General features: G+C 67.5%; 16 protein-coding genes. 8 read left to right on the top strand and 8 right to left on the bottom strand.

Annotated elements, in window-relative coordinates:
• The first annotated feature begins 26 nt into the window (after window positions 1–26).
• Complete coding sequence (gene rhtB, locus BW991_RS16645; protein WP_076603236.1) at window positions 27–641, top strand: homoserine/homoserine lactone efflux protein; 615 nt, start codon at window positions 27–29, stop codon at window positions 639–641.
• A gap of 100 nt (window positions 642–741) precedes the next feature.
• Here rhtB and BW991_RS16650 read toward each other — a convergent pair whose 3' ends face one another.
• The 6 genes from BW991_RS16650 to BW991_RS16675 form a co-directional block, all read right to left on the bottom strand.
• On the bottom strand, window positions 742–1,680 hold the full coding sequence (locus tag BW991_RS16650; protein ID WP_084205125.1) for a metal ABC transporter substrate-binding protein: 939 nt from the start codon (window positions 1,678–1,680) through the stop codon (window positions 742–744).
• Window positions 1,681–1,696: 16 nt separating this feature from the next.
• Window positions 1,697–2,566, bottom strand: coding sequence for a metal ABC transporter permease (locus BW991_RS16655; protein ID WP_088179627.1), 870 nt, complete (start codon window positions 2,564–2,566; stop codon window positions 1,697–1,699).
• Window positions 2,563–3,321: a zinc ABC transporter ATP-binding protein AztA gene (aztA, locus tag BW991_RS16660; protein WP_076603238.1), complete on the bottom strand. Its 759-nt coding sequence runs from the start codon at window positions 3,319–3,321 to the stop codon at window positions 2,563–2,565. The genes BW991_RS16655 and aztA overlap by 4 nt, the downstream gene beginning before the upstream one ends.
• Window positions 3,318–3,533: a hypothetical protein gene (locus BW991_RS16665; protein WP_076603239.1), complete on the bottom strand. Its 216-nt coding sequence runs from the start codon at window positions 3,531–3,533 to the stop codon at window positions 3,318–3,320. Before BW991_RS16665 ends, aztA begins: the two co-directional genes overlap by 4 nt.
• Window positions 3,534–3,566: 33 nt before the next feature.
• On the bottom strand, window positions 3,567–4,010 hold the full coding sequence (locus tag BW991_RS16670; protein WP_076603240.1) for a Fur family transcriptional regulator: 444 nt from the start codon (window positions 4,008–4,010) through the stop codon (window positions 3,567–3,569).
• Window positions 4,011–4,078: 68 nt separating this feature from the next.
• A complete protein-coding gene (locus tag BW991_RS16675; RefSeq protein WP_076603241.1) occupies window positions 4,079–4,444 on the bottom strand; it encodes a PilZ domain-containing protein in 366 nt (121 codons plus the stop codon).
• A 332-nt stretch (window positions 4,445–4,776) separates the two neighbouring features.
• On the opposite strand from BW991_RS16675, the gene BW991_RS16680 reads away from it, so the two are divergent.
• Genes BW991_RS16680 through BW991_RS16695 form a run of 4 tightly spaced genes read left to right on the top strand, consistent with a single transcriptional unit; the run spans window position 4,777 to window position 9,264 of the window.
• A complete protein-coding gene (locus BW991_RS16680; RefSeq protein ID WP_088179630.1) occupies window positions 4,777–6,900 on the top strand; it encodes a type I secretion system permease/ATPase in 2,124 nt (707 codons plus the stop codon).
• Entirely contained in the window at window positions 6,900–8,318 is a 1,419-nt protein-coding gene (locus tag BW991_RS16685) for an HlyD family type I secretion periplasmic adaptor subunit (protein WP_088179628.1), read from the top strand. The genes BW991_RS16680 and BW991_RS16685 overlap by 1 nt, the downstream gene beginning before the upstream one ends.
• The gene (locus BW991_RS16690; RefSeq protein WP_076603243.1) at window positions 8,315–8,938 is read left to right on the top strand and encodes a response regulator transcription factor; all 624 of its coding nucleotides are present in this window, start codon (window positions 8,315–8,317) and stop codon (window positions 8,936–8,938) included. The genes BW991_RS16685 and BW991_RS16690 overlap by 4 nt, the downstream gene beginning before the upstream one ends.
• Window positions 8,939–8,940: 2 nt before the next feature.
• Window positions 8,941–9,264, top strand: a complete 324-nt coding sequence (locus BW991_RS16695) for a hypothetical protein (protein ID WP_244551732.1) — start codon at window positions 8,941–8,943, stop codon at window positions 9,262–9,264.
• Window positions 9,265–9,295: 31 nt separating this feature from the next.
• On the opposite strand, the gene BW991_RS16700 is transcribed toward BW991_RS16695, so the two are convergent.
• Window positions 9,296–11,212, bottom strand: coding sequence for a bifunctional diguanylate cyclase/phosphodiesterase (locus BW991_RS16700; protein ID WP_076603245.1), 1,917 nt, complete (start codon window positions 11,210–11,212; stop codon window positions 9,296–9,298).
• Window positions 11,213–11,249: 37 nt separating this feature from the next.
• Entirely contained in the window at window positions 11,250–11,957 is a 708-nt protein-coding gene (locus BW991_RS16705) for a transglutaminase-like cysteine peptidase (RefSeq protein ID WP_076603297.1), read from the bottom strand.
• A gap of 235 nt (window positions 11,958–12,192) precedes the next feature.
• Between BW991_RS16705 and BW991_RS16710 the strand changes: the two genes are divergently transcribed.
• From BW991_RS16710 to BW991_RS16720, 3 genes are all read left to right on the top strand, one after another.
• A complete protein-coding gene (locus BW991_RS16710; protein ID WP_076603246.1) occupies window positions 12,193–13,656 on the top strand; it encodes a TolC family outer membrane protein in 1,464 nt (487 codons plus the stop codon).
• Between the two features lie 149 nt (window positions 13,657–13,805).
• The gene (gene queF, locus BW991_RS16715) at window positions 13,806–14,657 is read left to right on the top strand and encodes an NADPH-dependent 7-cyano-7-deazaguanine reductase QueF (protein ID WP_076603247.1); all 852 of its coding nucleotides are present in this window, start codon (window positions 13,806–13,808) and stop codon (window positions 14,655–14,657) included.
• 204 nt (window positions 14,658–14,861) lie between these two features.
• Window positions 14,862–15,482, top strand: coding sequence for a porin (locus BW991_RS16720; protein ID WP_076603248.1), 621 nt, complete (start codon window positions 14,862–14,864; stop codon window positions 15,480–15,482).
• Window positions 15,483–15,654 lie beyond the last annotated feature (172 nt).

A 15,654-nucleotide genomic window follows, 5' to 3' on the forward strand; every position in this document is an offset into this window, starting at 1 on the left:
GACATGGACCGTATGGAGCGCATGCGATGAGCTGGAACATGTGGCTGGCGTTTCTTGCCGCGGCGGTGGTGATCGCCGTTTCGCCGGGACCCGGGGCGGTGCTGAGCATGGCGACGGGCTTGCGTCACGGCTATGCGGTGGCGCTGCGTGCGATCCTGGGCCTGCAGACGGCGCTGCTGATCCAGCTCGCGATCGTCGTGCTCGGCCTGGGCGCCGTGCTGGCGGCGTCGGCGACGGCCTTCCTGATCGTCAAGATCGCCGGGGCCGGCTATCTGATCTGGCTCGGCGTGCGCAAATGGCGCGCCCCGGTCGAACTGCTCGACGACGGGACCGCGGCGCGCGACACCCGCGGCGTGTATCTGCAGGGCGTGCTGGTGAACCTCACCAATCCGAAGGCGATCGTCTTCATGGTCGCGCTGGTGCCGCAGTTCATCGACCCGCAGCTGCCGCAGTGGCCGCAGTTCCTCATCATCGCGACGACGATGGTCGGCACCGACATGGTCGTGATGTCCTGCTATGCGCTGCTCGCCGGCCGCTGCCGGCGCTGGCTGCGCAGCCCGCGCATGATGAAGGCGCAGAACCGCGTGTTCGGCGGGATGTTCGTCGCGGCCGGTTCGCTGCTCGCCGCGTCGTCGCGCTGAGGCGGTCAGGGCCGGCAAATACATCCGTTCGCCCTGAGCTTGTCGAAGGGCGGTGGCAGGGCTTCGACAGGCTCAGCCCGAACGGTGCTTGGTCACCGGCTTAATTGCGGCCGCCGGGAGTCATTCCGTCCAGCAGCGTGCGCAGGTTGTGGCGCATCATCGCCACGTAGGTCGGCGCCGGGCCGTCGGCCGCCGATAAGGCATCCGAATACAGCGTGCCGCCGAGGCGTGCGCCGCTCTCCTTGCGGATGCGCTCGATCAGCCGCGGGTCGCTGACGCTCTCGACGAATACTGCGGGCACGTTCTCGCGCCGCAGCTGGCGGATGAGCTGTGCGACGCCGGCCGCCGAGGGCTCCGACTGGTTGCTGATGCCGGCCGGGGCGAGGAAGCGCACGCCGTAGGCGTGGGCGAAGTAGCCGAAGGCATCGTGGGCGCTGACGACCTTGCGCCGCTCGGCCGGGACTGCGGCCAGCGCGGTGCGGATGTCGCTGTCCAGCGCCTTGAGTTCGGCCGCATAGCGCGCGGCATTGTCACGATAGACCTTCGCGTTCGCCGGATCGGCCTGTGCGAGCGCGTCGGCGATGTTCGCGACGTAGCGCTGCGCGCGCGCGACGTCCTGCCACGCGTGGGGATCGACGGCGTCCTGATGGGAGCTCTTGCCATGGCCGTGCGCGTCGTCGTGCTCGTCGGTTGCGGCGATGGGTTCGACGCCCTGGCTGGCGACGAGGATGCGGCCCCGGTAGCCGGCGGTCTGTGCCAGCCGCTCGAGCCAGGGGTCGAAGCCCAGACCGCTGGCGACCACCAGCTGCGCGGCGCCGATGCGGCGGGCGTCGGACGGGCGCGGCTGGAAGTTGTGTGCATCCTGATCGGCCGCCACGAGCATCGTGACCTTGACCCGGTCGCCCCCGACCTGGCGGATGAAATCGCCGAGGATGCTGAAGCTCGTGACCACTTCGAGGGGGGCTGCCTGCGCCGGCTGGGCGGCGAGGCCGAGCAGTACCGCGAGGGGGGCGAGGAGACGATGCAGGATGTGGCGCATGCGGTCTTGCATCCGGTCAGGATTCGAGGTGGGGGCGGCGGTCGAGGCGGGCGCCCAGCATGCCGCCCGGCGCGAGGATCAGCGACAGCACGTACACGATGCCGGTCGCGAGGATGATCGCCGGTCCGGCGGGAACGTCCGCGTGGTAGGAGGCGAGCAGTCCGCCGACACCGCTCGCGAAGGCGATGAGGACGGCGAGTCCGAGCATCGCCGGCAGGCGCTTGACCCACAGGCGTGCGGCGGCCGAAGGCAGGATCATGATGCCGACCGCCATCAGCGTGCCGAGGGCGTGGAAGCCGGCGACGAGGTTCAGCACCACGAGCACGAGAAAGCCGTAGTGGGCGATCGGGCTGGCGGCGCTGACCCCGCGCAGGAAGGCGGCGTCGAAGCATTCGAGCACCAGCGGGCGGTACAGCAGCGCGAGCGCGACGAGCGTCGCGGTCGTGATCGCGCTGATCAGCAGCAGCGAGGCGTCGTCGAGCGCCAGCACGGAGCCGAACAGCACGTGCAGCAGGTCGAGGTTGCGTCCGCGCAGCGACACGATCATCACGCCGGTGGCGATCGACAGCAGGTAGAAGGCGGCGAGGCTGGCATCCTCCTTGAGGATGGACGAGCGCGCGACGAGGCCGGCTGCGAGCGCGACGACGATGCCGGCGATGATGCCGCCGATCGTCATCGCCCCGAGCGACAGGCCGAAGGCGAGATAGCCGAGCGCGGCGCCGGGCAGGATCGCGTGTGCCATCGCGTCGCCCATCAGGCTCATGCGCCGCAGCAGCAGGAACACGCCGACCGGCGTCGCGCCCAGCGCGAGGGCGAGACAGCCCGCGAGCGCACGCCGCATGAATTCGAAATCGGCGAACGGGCCGAACAGGGCTTCCGCGATCATGCGGTCTCCGCTTCGGGGCGGTGGCACACCGGAGCGGTGGCGTCGAACTCGCCGGCGAGCCGGCGGGCGGTGGCGAGGTGTTCGGCGGTGAGGATCTCGGCGGTCGGACCGAAGCCGAGGCATTCGCGCGCGAGCAGCAGGGTTTCCGGGAAGTGGTGCCGCACCAGCGTGAGGTCGTGGAGCACTGCGAGGATGGTCCGGCCTTCGGCATGCCACTGCAGGATCAGTGCGACGAGATCCTCGATGGTGCGCGCGTCGATCGCGTTGAAAGGTTCGTCGAGCAGGAGGAGGTTGGCATCCTGCAGCATCATCCGCGCAAAGCGTGCGCGTTGCAGCTGGCCGCCCGACAGCGTGCCGATCTGGCGCGCCTCGAAACCCGACAGGCCGACCGCGGCGAGGGCCGCGCGCACGCGCTCCGCCTGGCTGCGGCTGAGCCCGCGGAAGGCGCCGATCTCGCGCCACAGCCCCATCGACACCATGTCGAACACGGACACGGGAAAACTGCGGTCGAGCTCGCTCTGCTGCGGCAGGTAGGCAATGCCTTCCTTGCCCGTGTGTATGCGGAAATGTCCTTGCAGGGGCTGCAATTCGCCGGTCAGCGCCTTGAAGAGCGTGGATTTCCCCGCACCATTGGGCCCGACGATCGCGACCAGCGCCCCCCGCGTGATGTGGCAGCGGAGGTGGTGGATGGCCGGGTGGCGGTCGTAGCCGAGGGTCAGGTTGTCGAGTTCGAGGATGGTGTCGCGGGCGTTCATGCGAGCGCCCAGCCTACGGTGAGCCACAGCACCGCGGCGGCGGCCGCCGCAAGGGTGATGCGCGCGCCGACGCCGAGCTGCAGCGCGGTGCCGGGGAAGGCGGTGGCGCGCGCGGCATCGTGCGCGTGGCCGCCTTCATGGTCATGGTGGTGATGCGTGTGCGGCAGCGCACCGCTCGATGTGGATGGCATGGTCTCGTCGTGTCGGGGCATTGTTGTTTTCAAGGGCCGAGGCCGGGAATGTCCTCAGGCCTTTGTCCCTCGCTGGCGGCCGCAATCGGCACAGGTTCCGTGGAACACCAGTTCGGCGCGTTCCGGCTGATATCCGGCCGGCAGCGCGAATTGTTCTTCGGGGCGGATCGATTCGAGGCACAGCACGTGTCCGCAGCGGTCGCAATGGAAGTGCGCATGCTGGCTGCGCGTCTCGCCGCCCGCCTTGAAGCGTCGCGCGCGATCGGGGCCGATGATGCGATGCGCGAGCCCCTGCTCGACGAGCCAGTCGAGCGTGCGGTACAGCGTCACCCGGTCGTGCGGCATCCCGTCCGCGGCAAGCCGCGCCGCGACATCGTCGTGGTTCAGCGAGCGCGGGCTGTCCTGCAGGATCTCGAGTACGGCGATGCGCGCACGCGTGACGCGGCCGCCGCGGGCGGCAATCAGATGGGCGGCAGGGGAAACGTCCGGAGTGGGCATCGCGGGCACGGAGATGGCAACTAATGCAACATTGTAGCATTAGCCGCCCACGCCCCGCTGCCGGGGGCTCAGTTCTCCTGCAGCACGCCGAGTTCGCGTTGCAGCAATCCCGGATCGCCGAGATTGAGTTCCAGCAGCCGGCGCAGGTGGGTGAGGCTGTCGAGATCGATCTCGCGGCAGACGAGTCCGACGCAGCCATTTGTGCTGTGTGCGACGTCCCCCTCCATGCGGATCGCGGCGCCTGCGTCGTCGAGTGCGATTTCGAGCAGGCAGCGCTCACCCGGGGCCGGGAGCCGGTCTGCTGCGGACCGGATCAGGGCGCCCTTGAGCGACAGGTCGCGGACTTCGCACGGGTACTCGCGGTCGCCGACCAGCAGGCGGGCGCCGGTGTCGAAGCGGATGCGCGAGAAGTGCCTGCGTTGCGCTTGCTGCATGGCTGAGTCCTTGCGAAATGCATGATGGGGCCGTGAAGACGGGCGCCGATATTCGATTCTGGAACGGACTCATCGCGGTCGCAAGGGCATCCGGCGCCGCGCGAGCATGCACTTCCGGTCGGCCGTGCGGTGTGAAGTCTGAGCAGCCTGTCACGTACCGGTTTTCAGGGAGATGGGACAATTGGTTCGGATGACGCAAATTGTTACGTTTGCTGCGAGAATCGCAGACGCGACCGGGTGCGAGTCACCGTGATCACATAGCGAGAAATTGCGTGGCTGAAGTATTGGAACTCAACGGCGTGTTCGCGCGTCCGGAAGGCAATGAGAAAGAGATGCACGCGGATGCCGATGCGCTCCTCGACTGCCTCCTGCTGATAGCAAGGGCGCACGGTGCGGCGACGACGCGGGACGCGGCGCTCGCCGGACTGCCGCTGGAGGACGGGCGGCTCAACCCCGCGCTGTTCGCACGTGCGGCGAGGCGTGCCGGGTTGAGCAGCAAGCTCGTGCGCTGTGCGCCCGAAAAACTGAATCCCTCTCTGCTGCCCGCCGTGCTCCTGCTGAAGGGCGAGAAGGCCTGCGTGCTGCTCGGGTGGAGCGAGGACGGCGAGCGCGCACGGGTGGTGTTCCCGGAACTGGGCGAGGCGGCGGTCGAGATGACGCGCGCCGAACTCGCGGCACGGCACGACGGTCACGCGATCTATGCCCGTCCGATGTTCCGCTTCGACGCGCGCACGCCCGAGGTGCGCCCGGTCAGGCGTCAGCACTGGTTCTGGGGCGTGATCGCGGAAAACGGCCCCCTGTATCGCGACGTGCTGCTCGCGGCCTTCATGATCAACCTGTTCGCGATCGCGATGCCGCTGTTCGTGATGAACGTGTACGACCGGGTGGTACCCAACCATGCGATGGAGACGCTGTGGGTGCTCGGCATCGGCGTGTTGATCGTGCTCGCCGGCGATCTCGTCCTGCGCACGATGCGCGGCTACTTCGTCGATCTCGCGAGCAGCCGTGCCGACGTGAAGCTGTCGGCGGCGATCATGGAGCGCGTGCTCGGCCTGCGCATGGAGCAGCGTCCCGAGTCGGCCGGCTCCTTCGCCGCCAACCTGCGTGCCTTCGAGTCGGTGCGCGACTTCATCAGTTCGGCGACCGTGGTGGCCTTCATCGACGTGCCGTTCGCGCTGGTCTTCCTGATCGTCATCGGCTGGATCGGGTGGCCGCTGATGCTGCCCTTCGTCGTCGGCGTCGTCGTGCTGCTCGTATATGCGATGACGGTGCAGGGGCGCATGCACGAGCTCGCCGAAACGACCTACCGCGCGGGCGCGCAGCGCAACGCGACCCTCGTCGAAGGGCTCGTGGCGATGGAGACGGTGAAGGCGGTGTGCGCCGAAGGGCCGATCCAGCGCAAGTGGGAGAAGAGCGCCGCCCTGCTGGCACGGGTCGGCACCCAGCTGCGCCTGCTGTCGTCGACCGCGATGAACGGCGCCGCGTGGGTGCAGCAGGCGGTCAGCGTTGCGATCATCGTGCTCGGCGTCTACCTCATCCGCGACAACGAGCTCAGCATGGGCGGCCTGATCGCATGCTACATGCTGTCGTCGCGTGCGATGGCACCGATCGGCCAGGTCGCGGGCCTGCTCGTCCAGTACCACAACGCGGCGACCGCGCTGACCTCGCTCGACAAGCTGATGAACCAGGAGGTGGAGCGTCCGGACGACACCAGCTTCATCAGCCGCAAGAGCTTCCGCGGCGAAATCGAGTTCCGCAACGTCGGCTTCCACTACCCCGGGCAGGAAACCGCGGCCCTGTCCGACATCTCGCTGCATATTCGCGCGGGCGAGCACGTGGGCATCATCGGCCGCGTCGGCTCGGGCAAGACGACGCTGGAAAAGCTGATCCTCAGCCTGTACCGCCCGACTTCGGGCGCGATCCTGATCGACGGCATCGACCAGCGCCAGCTCGATCCGGCCGAACTGCGCCGCCATATCGGCTACGTGCCGCAGGACGTGACCCTGTTCTACGGCACCCTGCGCGAGAACATCACGCTGGCCAGTCCGCTCGCCGACGACGCCGAAGTCCTGCGCGCGGCGGAAACGGCGGGGGTGACGGAGTTCGCCAACACGCATCCGCAGGGCTTCGACATGCAGGTCGGCGAGCGCGGCGCGTCGCTTTCGGGCGGGCAGCGGCAGTGCGTCGCGATCGCGCGCGCGCTGATCCATCATCCGCCGATGCTGCTTCTCGACGAACCGACGGCATCGATGGATTTCACCAGCGAGGAGGAACTCAAGCGCCGCCTGCGCGGCTATGCGCAGGGCCGGACGATGCTCGTCGTCACGCACCGGACCTCGTTGCTGGAACTGGTCGACCGCATCATCGTCATCGATGGCGGGCGGATCGTCGCCGACGGTCCCAAGGATCAGGTCGTCGATGCCTTGCGTCAGGGGCGGGTCGGGAGGGCCAAGTGATGAGCGAGATCGGCCAGGAGTCCTTCCGGCGTATCGGCGACGTTTCGGAGCGGGTCGGCAGGCCGCTCAGGCCGTGGCTCGACCGGCTCTTCGCGCGCTTCGTGCCCGACGCATCGGCAAACGGCCGTCTCGGCTGGGCCGCGGATGCCGACTGGGCGCTGATCCAGGAGGAGCCGCTGCGCGCGCGCATGCTGCTCCGCGTCGTCGCGCTCGGCCTGGTCCTGCTGCTGCTGTGGTCGGCCTTCGCGTCGGTCGATGAGGTCACGCGCGGCGATGCGAAAGTGATCCCGTCCTCGCAGGTGCAAATCATCCAGAGCGTGGATGGCGGCGTCGTCGAGGAAATGCCGGTGCGCGAAGGCCAGATCGTGGAGGCCGGGGCGCTGCTCCTGCGCATCGATCCGACGCGCTTCGTGGCGTCGCTTGCGGAAAACCGGTCGCAGTATTTTGCCCTGCGCGCCAAGGCCGCGCGGCTGGAGGCCGTCACTGCCGGCACGGCGCTGAACATGCCGAGCGACGTGCTGCGCGAGGCGCCCGAGATTGCCGACCACGAGCGGCGCCTGTACAACTCGACCGTCGCCGAACTCGACGCCCAGCTGTCGATCGCGCGGCAGCAGCTCGAGCAGCGACAGCAGGAGCTCAACGAAGTCCGCGCACGCCACGCGCAGAGCAGCAGCGGCCTCGAGCTGGTGCAGCAGGAGCTGAACGTCACCCGGCCGCTGGTGAATTCCGGGGCGGTGTCCGAGGTCGAGATCCTGCGCCTGCAGCGCGACGTCGCACGCCTGCGGGGCGAGCGCGACCAAGCCGCAGCGCAGATCTCGCGCATCCATTCCGCGATCTCGGAGGCCACGCGCAAGATCCAGGAGGTGGAGCTGAACGTGCGCAACGTGCAGCGCAACGAACTCTCCGACACGATGGCCAAGCTTGCCGGCCTGACCGAAGGCGGGCGCGCGCTCGCCGACCGCGTCAAACACGCCGAAGTGCGCTCGCCGGTGCGCGGCACGGTCAAGCGCCTGCTCGTGAATACGGTCGGGGGCGTCGTGCAGCCGGGCAAGGAGGTGGTCGAGATCGTGCCGCTGGACGACGCGCTGATTCTCGAAGCACAGGTCAAGCCCAAGGACATCGCCTTCCTGCGCCCCGGTCAGAGCGCCCTCGTCAAGTTCACCGCATACGACTTCGCGATCTACGGCGGCCTCGATGCGGTCGTCGAGCATATCGGCGCGGATACCGTCACCGACGAGAAGGGCAATGCCTTTTACACCGTGCGCGTGAGGACCGTGAAATCGAGCCTCGGCGAGAGCCTGCCGATCATTCCGGGCATGGTGGCCGAAATCGACATCCTCACCGGCAAGAAGACCATTCTTTCCTACCTGCTGAAGCCCGTCCTGCGGGCCAAGGCGAACGCACTGTCCGAACGATGAGCCAGAACATCTTTCTTTGCTCCGAAACGGTCCGCCCGTCGACGCGTTGGCTGGACGCGTTTCCCGAAGGGGTCTGTCACGAGCGGCGGACCCTCGTCACCGCGGCCAGGCCGGGCGACGTGATCTGGGTCGAATCCGGGCGCGGCGACTGGCTGGAAGATCTCGGCACGCTGGTGCGGTCGCTGCCCGGCTGCCATCTCGTCGTCGTCAGCATGACGCCTGACGGTGCCGAGGCGGTCGCCGTCCTCGATCGCGGTGCGCGTGCGTACTGCCACGCGCTGGCGGTGCCGTCCGTGTTCAGGGACGTCGAACTGGTCGTCCGCCACGGCGGACTGTGGGTCGGCCCCGAACTGATGACCCGTGTCGTCGGTGCCGCGGGACGTGCCCTCGCGCCGCACGCAGAAGTGCCGCAGGCCTTGCTGTCGGGGCGCGAGGCCGAAGTGGTCCATGAGGTCGTCAATGGTTTGAGCAACAAGGAGATCGCCGCGAAGCTCGGCATCACCGAGCGCACCGTCAAGGCGCATATGGGCGCGATCTTCGAGAAGCTCGGGGTGCGTGACCGGTTGCAGTTGGTGCTGCGCCTGTCCGAACATGGCAACGTTCCACTGCCGGTGCATTGATGATGTACATAAAACGAGACCCGCAGGGAAAGATCGTCGCCGTGAGCCGGGAGCCGGCCGACGGCGGCGGGTGGAGTGCCGCTGGCGAGGACGATGCCGATCTGCTCGGATTCGGGCGCGACATCATCGAGGGCGCAAACCCGATGGGCGCGTCCGACCTCGGTCTCGTGCGCGTGCTCGAGGACCTCATCGAGCTCCTCGTCGAGCGCTCGCTGATCCGCTTCACCGACCTGCCGGTGCCCGCGCAGCACAAGCTCATGGAGCGTCGCGGCGCACGCGAGGCCCTGCAGCACCTCAGCCTGCTCGACGACGACGGGGTGATCTGAGCCGCCGTCTGCCCGCTGCGCCCGACTCCCGCTAGGCCGTCGGACCGTGGCGCACCGCCGGCCCGGTCATGCCGTCGATGCCGAGGCCCGGCAAGGCTTTCTGTTCCGCCGCCGATCCCACCCCTTCGGCAATCGTCATCAGCCCGAGCGAGTGCGCGATCATGCACAGTCCGCGCAGGAAGGCCTGGTTGCCCGCGTTGCTGTCGATGCCCCGGACGATCGCCGAATCGATCTTCACGTAGTCGAGTCCCAGTTCGTGCAGGTCGCCCAGCTCGCCGAAATGCGCGCCCACGTGCTCGATGCCGACCCGGCAGCCCAGCGGCTGCAAGGCCACGCACAGCGTGCGGAACTCGGCGAGGTGGCGCAGAGCGCCGTACTCGGGCACCTCGATCCACAGCCCCTTCGCCGTTGCCGGGTCGGCCTGCAACAAGGAAAACAGTTCGCCGCGGAAGTTCGCGTCGCGCAGCGATTCGGCCGACACGTTGATGCCGCGCTCCCTGCCGTCGTGTGCGATGTCACGCAAGGCCGCATGCACGACCGCGATGTCGAAGCGCGGCATCAGGCCCAGACGCGCGGCGTGCGGCATGAAATAGCCCGCTGGTTGCCAGACACCGTCGAGCAGGATGCGGATCGGCGCTTCGTCGTGCAGCAGGTGCCCGTCGTTGGCAACGACCGGATAGGCGCCCAGGCGCACGCCGTCGTGCTCGATCGCCGACAGCAGGGCGGCACGCCAGGACTGGAGGTCCGGGTACGGCGCAGGGGCGCCGCCGCTTTCGACGCGCAGGCTGCGAGCGCCCGTCTGCTCGGCCGTTGCGAGCGCCCCGTCCGCACGCGCGAGAACCTGCGAGCGGGTTTCGCCGGTGGTGTAGCTCGTCGCCGCGACCGGCAGGGCTACGAGGACATCCTTCAAGTGCGTGTCGAGCGTGTCGTGGAGCTTGCGCGCCAACTCATTCGCGAGTTCGTCCGCATCCTCACGGCCGGGCGCCAGCAGGGCGAAGTCGCTGCCGTTCATGCGGCCGGCCTCCCAGTTTCCGTTGCCGGTGGCGAGGTCGGCAAACCGCTCCGCGAGGTCGCGCAGCAGGCGGTCGGTCGCCTCGCGGCCGATGCGCTGGTTCAGTCCCGCGAGATCGCCCACGCGCGCCAGCAGCAGGGTGCCGGCGGCATGCGCATCGTCGCGGGAAAGCGCGGAATCCAGCTGGTTCAGGAACTGGCTGCGATTGAGCAGCCCGGTCATCTCGTCGTGCTGCGTCTGGCGTCGCAGTTGCTCGAGGCGCCGCGATTCCTCCGCGAGGATCGTGCGGACGCGTTCCGACAGGGTGTTCATCGCGCGCACGACGCTGCGGAATTCCCGCGTGCTGGGTTCAGGTGTGGTCACGAAGCGGCGTCCGCCGATCGCTTCGGCCTGCTCGACGACGCGACCGAGGGGGCGCGTGATGTGCTTGATGATCAGCGTGCCGATCAGGCCGGTCAGCATCCCCCCCAGCGCGAACCATCCGAGCAGCTGCAGCGTTCCCTGCCACAGCGCCGTGTAAGCGTAGCGCTTGTGGCTGTCCAGCGTGAGCGTGCCGAACTGGCGCCAGCCGTCCTGCACCTGCGCCACGCCGGCATGCGGCTCGATCGGGATCAGGCGGATGAACCACTCCGGGGCGCCATCGAGCGCGCCGGAATACTCGCGCTCCGCCAGAATTTCCCCGGTCGGGCTGGTCAGCCGGATCAGGCGGTAATGTCCCGCGTCGAACTGGGCCGAGATCTGCAACTCCACGGTGACCGGATCCTTCGGCATCTGCGACAGCGACAGCGCAAGCGAGGTCGCGTTGTCGAGGTTCTTCACCTGCAGCTGTTGCTCCAGGTAATGCCGCGCGGACAGCGTGCTCACCACCAGGCTGCCTCCCAGGGCGATGAGCGTAACGATCGCGATGGCGATCCAAAGCTGCTTGATCAGGGACATGACAAGAGGTCTCCGGAAATCCTGGCCGTGGCGGCAATCATGGCAAGCCTTCCTCGCGCATGCGTTCGAGCACGCTGCGCCAGCGCGACAGCCGTGTCGTCGGGTCGGCGGACGAACTGCTCGCGCCGCTAACCCACAGGCCCTCGGCATTGAAGCTGAAGATCGGGAACAGATCGGGGCGGCGCGACGCGGTGCGGATGTCGCCGATGAGGTTGTCGAGCACCAGCGGTTCGTCCGCGGGCGAGGGGTAATAGCCGAGCACCATGTGCGCCTGCGATATGCCGCTGCCCGGCGCGCCCATGCTGGCCCGCACATAGATCAGACGCAGCCTCTCGGCGGGTACGCCCAGCAGGCGCAAGCTCATGTACTTGGCGATCGAAAAATCCTCGCAGTCGCCGGCCTTGCGACCGAGCGTCTCCAGAGGCGTGGCCCAGTAATCCTTCTGCTGCCAGATCACGATGTCGTCTTCGAAGGCGGTGCGGCGATTGAAGAAAGTGTTCACGCGCTGCAGCTTTTCCTGATCGTCGACCGTGGCCGCGTCGCCGAGCATCTGGCGCCAGGCGCGGACCGACTCGCCGGCTTCCGGGCCGAAGCGCTCGCGCGCCACCTGCAGCATGCGATCCAGATCCGGCGCCGCATACGACAGGCCGAGCAGCAGGCTCGCGAGTACCGCGAGGCCGTACGCGACTGCAGCAAACGCGCCCGGAAAGGGGCGCCGTCTGTGCGGGCAAGGAGCTGCGGTCATTGTGTCGGAGGAGAACTTGTCGTGCCCATTATCGGCCACCGAAGTCATCGCGAGGCCCGTTCTGCAATTGTTTTCGGCCTATTTCGCCACGGCAGTGTTGCGTAGTTGGCGTTCTCGGCCCCCCGTCGAGCTGTAATATTCACTTACAAGATTGATTATGAGTTGACGCCGCGCAGGATGGCGGGACAATCTCGAAAATTCCATGTGCATAGACGTCAGGTCGGTTGGAGAATATATGAAAACATGTCGATCCGTGATTGCAACGGCCGTGCTGGCCACGCTTCCGTTCGTTGCGACGGCGGCGGGGCCGGACGCCCTGCGCGATGCGGCGCGCAAGGCCGTGGTGGCCAATCCCGAAGTGCAGGCAACATGGAATGCGTTCCGTGCGGCCCGCGAAGACCAGGCGGTCGCACGTGCCGGTTATCTGCCCCAGGTGGATGCCGTCGCGAGTGTCGGCCGCGAGGAGTTGCGGCGTTCGGGGCAGTCGACCGACACCTTTACCCATCGCAACGTGACGCTGTCGCTCAACCAGATGGTGTATGACGGTTTCTTCACCCGCAGCGAGGTCGCGCGCTTCGGTTATGCCAAACTGACGCGCTATTACGAGCTGGTCGACGCGTCCGAGGGTGCTGCCCTCGAGGCGGTACGCGCCTATGGTGACGTGATGCGCTATCGCGAGCTCACCCGCCTCGCGCAGGCGAACTACGTGCAGCACAAGCAGATCTACGACCAGATCGCCGAGCGTGCAGGGGCCGGGGTGGGCCGTCGCGTCGACCTCGAACAGGCGACCGGGCGTCTGGCACTCGCCGAATCCAATCTGCTCACCGAAGTATCGAACCTGCATGACGTGAGCGCGCGCTACCAGCGCATCGTCGGCGAGGTGCCGCAGGAGGCCATGCCCGGCCTGCCGGTCGGCACTGCGCTCGGGCAGATCCCGCCCACCGCGAAGGATGCCCTGCGCACCGCCTTCAACACCAGTCCGGCGCTCAATGCGGCCGTCGAGAACGTACGCGCCAGCCAGGCGCTCATCGATTCCCGCCGTGCCGCCTTCCATCCGCGCCTCGATCTGCGTGCGCGCCAGGCCGTCGACCACAACCTCGACGGGTTCGACGGGCATTCGCGCGAAGGCGTCGTCGAACTGGTGCTCAGCTACAACATCTTCCGCGGCGGCGCCGACGACGCCCGGCTGCGCCAGGCCGGCGATCTGAGCAACCAGGCCAAGGACCTGCGCGAGAAAGCCTGCCGCGACCTGCGTCAGACGCTGGCGATCGCCTATAACGACGTGCAGCGCCTGCAGGAACAGATGCGTTACCTCGACCAGCATCAACTGTCGATCGAGAAGGCCCGCGAAGCCTATCGCCGTCAGTTCGATATCGGACAGCGCACGCTGCTCGACCTGCTGGATACCGAGAACGAGTACTTCCAGGCGCGGCGTGCATACGTGAATGCGGGTTACGACCAGGTCATCGCGCAGGCGCGCGCGCTTTCGGGCATGGGGCAGCTGATGGGGTCGCTGGGCGTCGCCCGCGAAGACCTGCCCACGCCGGCCGATCTCGGTCAGGACCGCAGCGGCATCGATCCCGAGACGATGTGTCCGCCCGACTCGCCGGTGCCGATGAGCATCGACAAGGCAGCACTGCTGTCGGAAGCGATGAAGGCCACGGGTTCGGTGCCTCCGGCCGGCACCAAAGGCAAGTAAGCAGGCAGGCAAGCAAGGGCTGGCACGTGTCAGCTTGCCGCCGGCCTTCACGGAGGCCGGCGGTTCTGTTTCCGGCACACGTATCCGGCGCACGGGAACGATCTTTCGCTCCCTCGGTCCATCGGGCGCGATCCCGTACAATCCGCCGCATGAATCCTTCCGCTCCCTCCGCGCACGGCGCCGAGTCCTCGCCGCTAGGCAAACCGGCCGACTACTGCGACACCTATTCTCCCGCTCTCCTGTTCCCGATCGCGCGTCAGATCAAGCGTGACGAGATCGGCATCGTCGCCGGCAAGCTGCCCTTCGTCGGCGAGGATCTGTGGAATGCATATGAGCTGTCCTGGCTCAATCCGCGCGGCAAACCTGTCGTCGCGCTCGCGACCTTCCGTGTGCCGGCCGATTCGCCGCGCCTGATCGAGTCGAAGTCGCTCAAGCTCTACCTCAATTCCTGCAACCAGACGCGCTTCGACGGCGAGGAAGCCGTAAGGGCGACCTTCGTGCGCGATCTCTCCGAAGCCGCCGGCGCGCCGGTCGCCGTGGACATCCGGCCGTTGGGTTCTGCGCCGGAGCGCGTGATCGCGCCGCCGCCCGGGGAGTCGCTCGACGAACTCGACATCGACATCGATACCTACCAGCCCTGTCCGGATTTCCTGTCCTCTGCCCGCGACGGGAGCGAGGTCAGCGAAACCCTGCACTCGCACCTGCTCAAGTCCAACTGCCTCGTCACCGGTCAGCCGGACTGGGGCTGCATCGTCGTGCGCTATACCGGGCCGGCGATCGACCGCGCAGGCCTGCTGCGTTACATCGTCTCGTTCCGCAAGCACAACGAATTTCACGAGCAATGCGTCGAACGGGTCTTCAGCGACCTCCTGCAGCGTTGCACGCCCCGGGAACTGGCGGTGTGGGCGCGCTACACGCGCCGCGGCGGGCTGGACATCAACCCCTTCCGCTCGACGGGCCAGTTCCCGGCCCCCGACAATCGAGCCGAAATACGCCAGTAAGTCGATACGGCGAATTCAACGAGATATCGGGTCGCCAGCACGTCGGTGCCACGCTCGATTGCGCTAACATTTCCAGTTTTCTGGGGGATGAATGTGATTGGAAAAGTGTCGCTTCGAGATGGTCGGATTGTGCGGTCACTGGCGCTTGCCCTCGGGGCTGTGTCGTGTGTCGCGCTGTCCTCGTTGGCACATGCGGAGCGACCCATGGTGGTCGATGATGCCGGCACGCTGGACAAGGGGGGCGCGAAGCTCGAATTCGGGTGGATGCGTGACGACCAGTCGCGTGGTTTCGACGCGGCGGCCGGTTACGGGCCAATCGACAACCTCGAGGTGGAGATCGCCTACGCGCGCGCGCGCGACCATGAGCCTCACCCGTCACTGTGGGCGCATGGTGTCGGTGGCGCGGTGAAATGGGTTCCACTGCAGGCCGAGACCGGGTTGTCGGCTGGCCTGAAGGCCGAATACGCGCGCGAGCGCGTCGATCTGCGTGAGGGCGAGTCGGACGAGATCGCGCGAGCCAGTTCCGTCACCGGTCTTGCAACCTGGGCCTTCGTTTCGGGGGGGCGTGTGCATCTGAATCTGGGGCGCGAATGGGTGCGCGCGGCGGGTGACACGCATACCGCAAACACCTGGGGTCTCGGTTTCGAGCATCCGCTCACGGACGATTTAACCATCGCCGCGGAAGTGTTCGGTGCCGAGGACGGCCGGCCGGACCGGCAGGTCGGTTTGCGCTACGAGATCGTGGAAGGCGTCCAGGTGTCGGGGGCAGTGGGACGCGGCAGCGATCGAACCATCGCGAACGTCGGTGTCGCCTGGGAGTTCTGACCCTCTGGGGCTCGGGTTCGGTCGTGTCAACGTCGGCCCGGGCAACGGCGTTGAATGCTTGGGTCGGACGATCCGGCGAGGCAGCCCGGGGCGCCACAAAGTGCAAGAGGCGTTTTCCGGGTAGTCAAGGCGGGGAAGCTTGGTTTAATATCCGGCCGGTTTCACACCACCA

Origin of the sequence: Aromatoleum tolulyticum (assembly GCF_900156155.1) — a bacterium.
GTDB lineage: Bacteria > Pseudomonadota > Gammaproteobacteria > Burkholderiales > Rhodocyclaceae > Aromatoleum > Aromatoleum tolulyticum.

What these genes read in the sequence shown, in the direction of transcription:
- rhtB (WP_076603236.1), top strand. Translation starts at nt 27, where the DNA reads ATGAGCTGGAACATGTGGCTGGCGTTTCTTGCCGCGGCGGTGGTGATC.
- BW991_RS16650 (WP_084205125.1), bottom strand. Translation starts at nt 1,680, where the DNA reads ATGCGCCACATCCTGCATCGTCTCCTCGCCCCCCTCGCGGTACTGCTC.
- BW991_RS16655 (WP_088179627.1), bottom strand. Translation starts at nt 2,566, where the DNA reads ATGATCGCGGAAGCCCTGTTCGGCCCGTTCGCCGATTTCGAATTCATG.
- aztA (WP_076603238.1), bottom strand. Translation starts at nt 3,321, where the DNA reads ATGAACGCCCGCGACACCATCCTCGAACTCGACAACCTGACCCTCGGC.
- BW991_RS16665 (WP_076603239.1), bottom strand. Translation starts at nt 3,533, where the DNA reads ATGCCCCGACACGACGAGACCATGCCATCCACATCGAGCGGTGCGCTG.
- BW991_RS16670 (WP_076603240.1), bottom strand. Translation starts at nt 4,010, where the DNA reads ATGCCCACTCCGGACGTTTCCCCTGCCGCCCATCTGATTGCCGCCCGC.
- BW991_RS16675 (WP_076603241.1), bottom strand. Translation starts at nt 4,444, where the DNA reads ATGCAGCAAGCGCAACGCAGGCACTTCTCGCGCATCCGCTTCGACACC.
- BW991_RS16680 (WP_088179630.1), top strand. Translation starts at nt 4,777, where the DNA reads ATGCACGCGGATGCCGATGCGCTCCTCGACTGCCTCCTGCTGATAGCA.
- BW991_RS16685 (WP_088179628.1), top strand. Translation starts at nt 6,900, where the DNA reads ATGAGCGAGATCGGCCAGGAGTCCTTCCGGCGTATCGGCGACGTTTCG.
- BW991_RS16690 (WP_076603243.1), top strand. Translation starts at nt 8,315, where the DNA reads ATGAGCCAGAACATCTTTCTTTGCTCCGAAACGGTCCGCCCGTCGACG.
- BW991_RS16695 (WP_244551732.1), top strand. Translation starts at nt 8,941, where the DNA reads ATGTACATAAAACGAGACCCGCAGGGAAAGATCGTCGCCGTGAGCCGG.
- BW991_RS16700 (WP_076603245.1), bottom strand. Translation starts at nt 11,212, where the DNA reads ATGTCCCTGATCAAGCAGCTTTGGATCGCCATCGCGATCGTTACGCTC.
- BW991_RS16705 (WP_076603297.1), bottom strand. Translation starts at nt 11,957, where the DNA reads ATGACCGCAGCTCCTTGCCCGCACAGACGGCGCCCCTTTCCGGGCGCG.
- BW991_RS16710 (WP_076603246.1), top strand. Translation starts at nt 12,193, where the DNA reads ATGAAAACATGTCGATCCGTGATTGCAACGGCCGTGCTGGCCACGCTT.
- queF (WP_076603247.1), top strand. Translation starts at nt 13,806, where the DNA reads ATGAATCCTTCCGCTCCCTCCGCGCACGGCGCCGAGTCCTCGCCGCTA.
- BW991_RS16720 (WP_076603248.1), top strand. Translation starts at nt 14,862, where the DNA reads ATGGTGGTCGATGATGCCGGCACGCTGGACAAGGGGGGCGCGAAGCTC.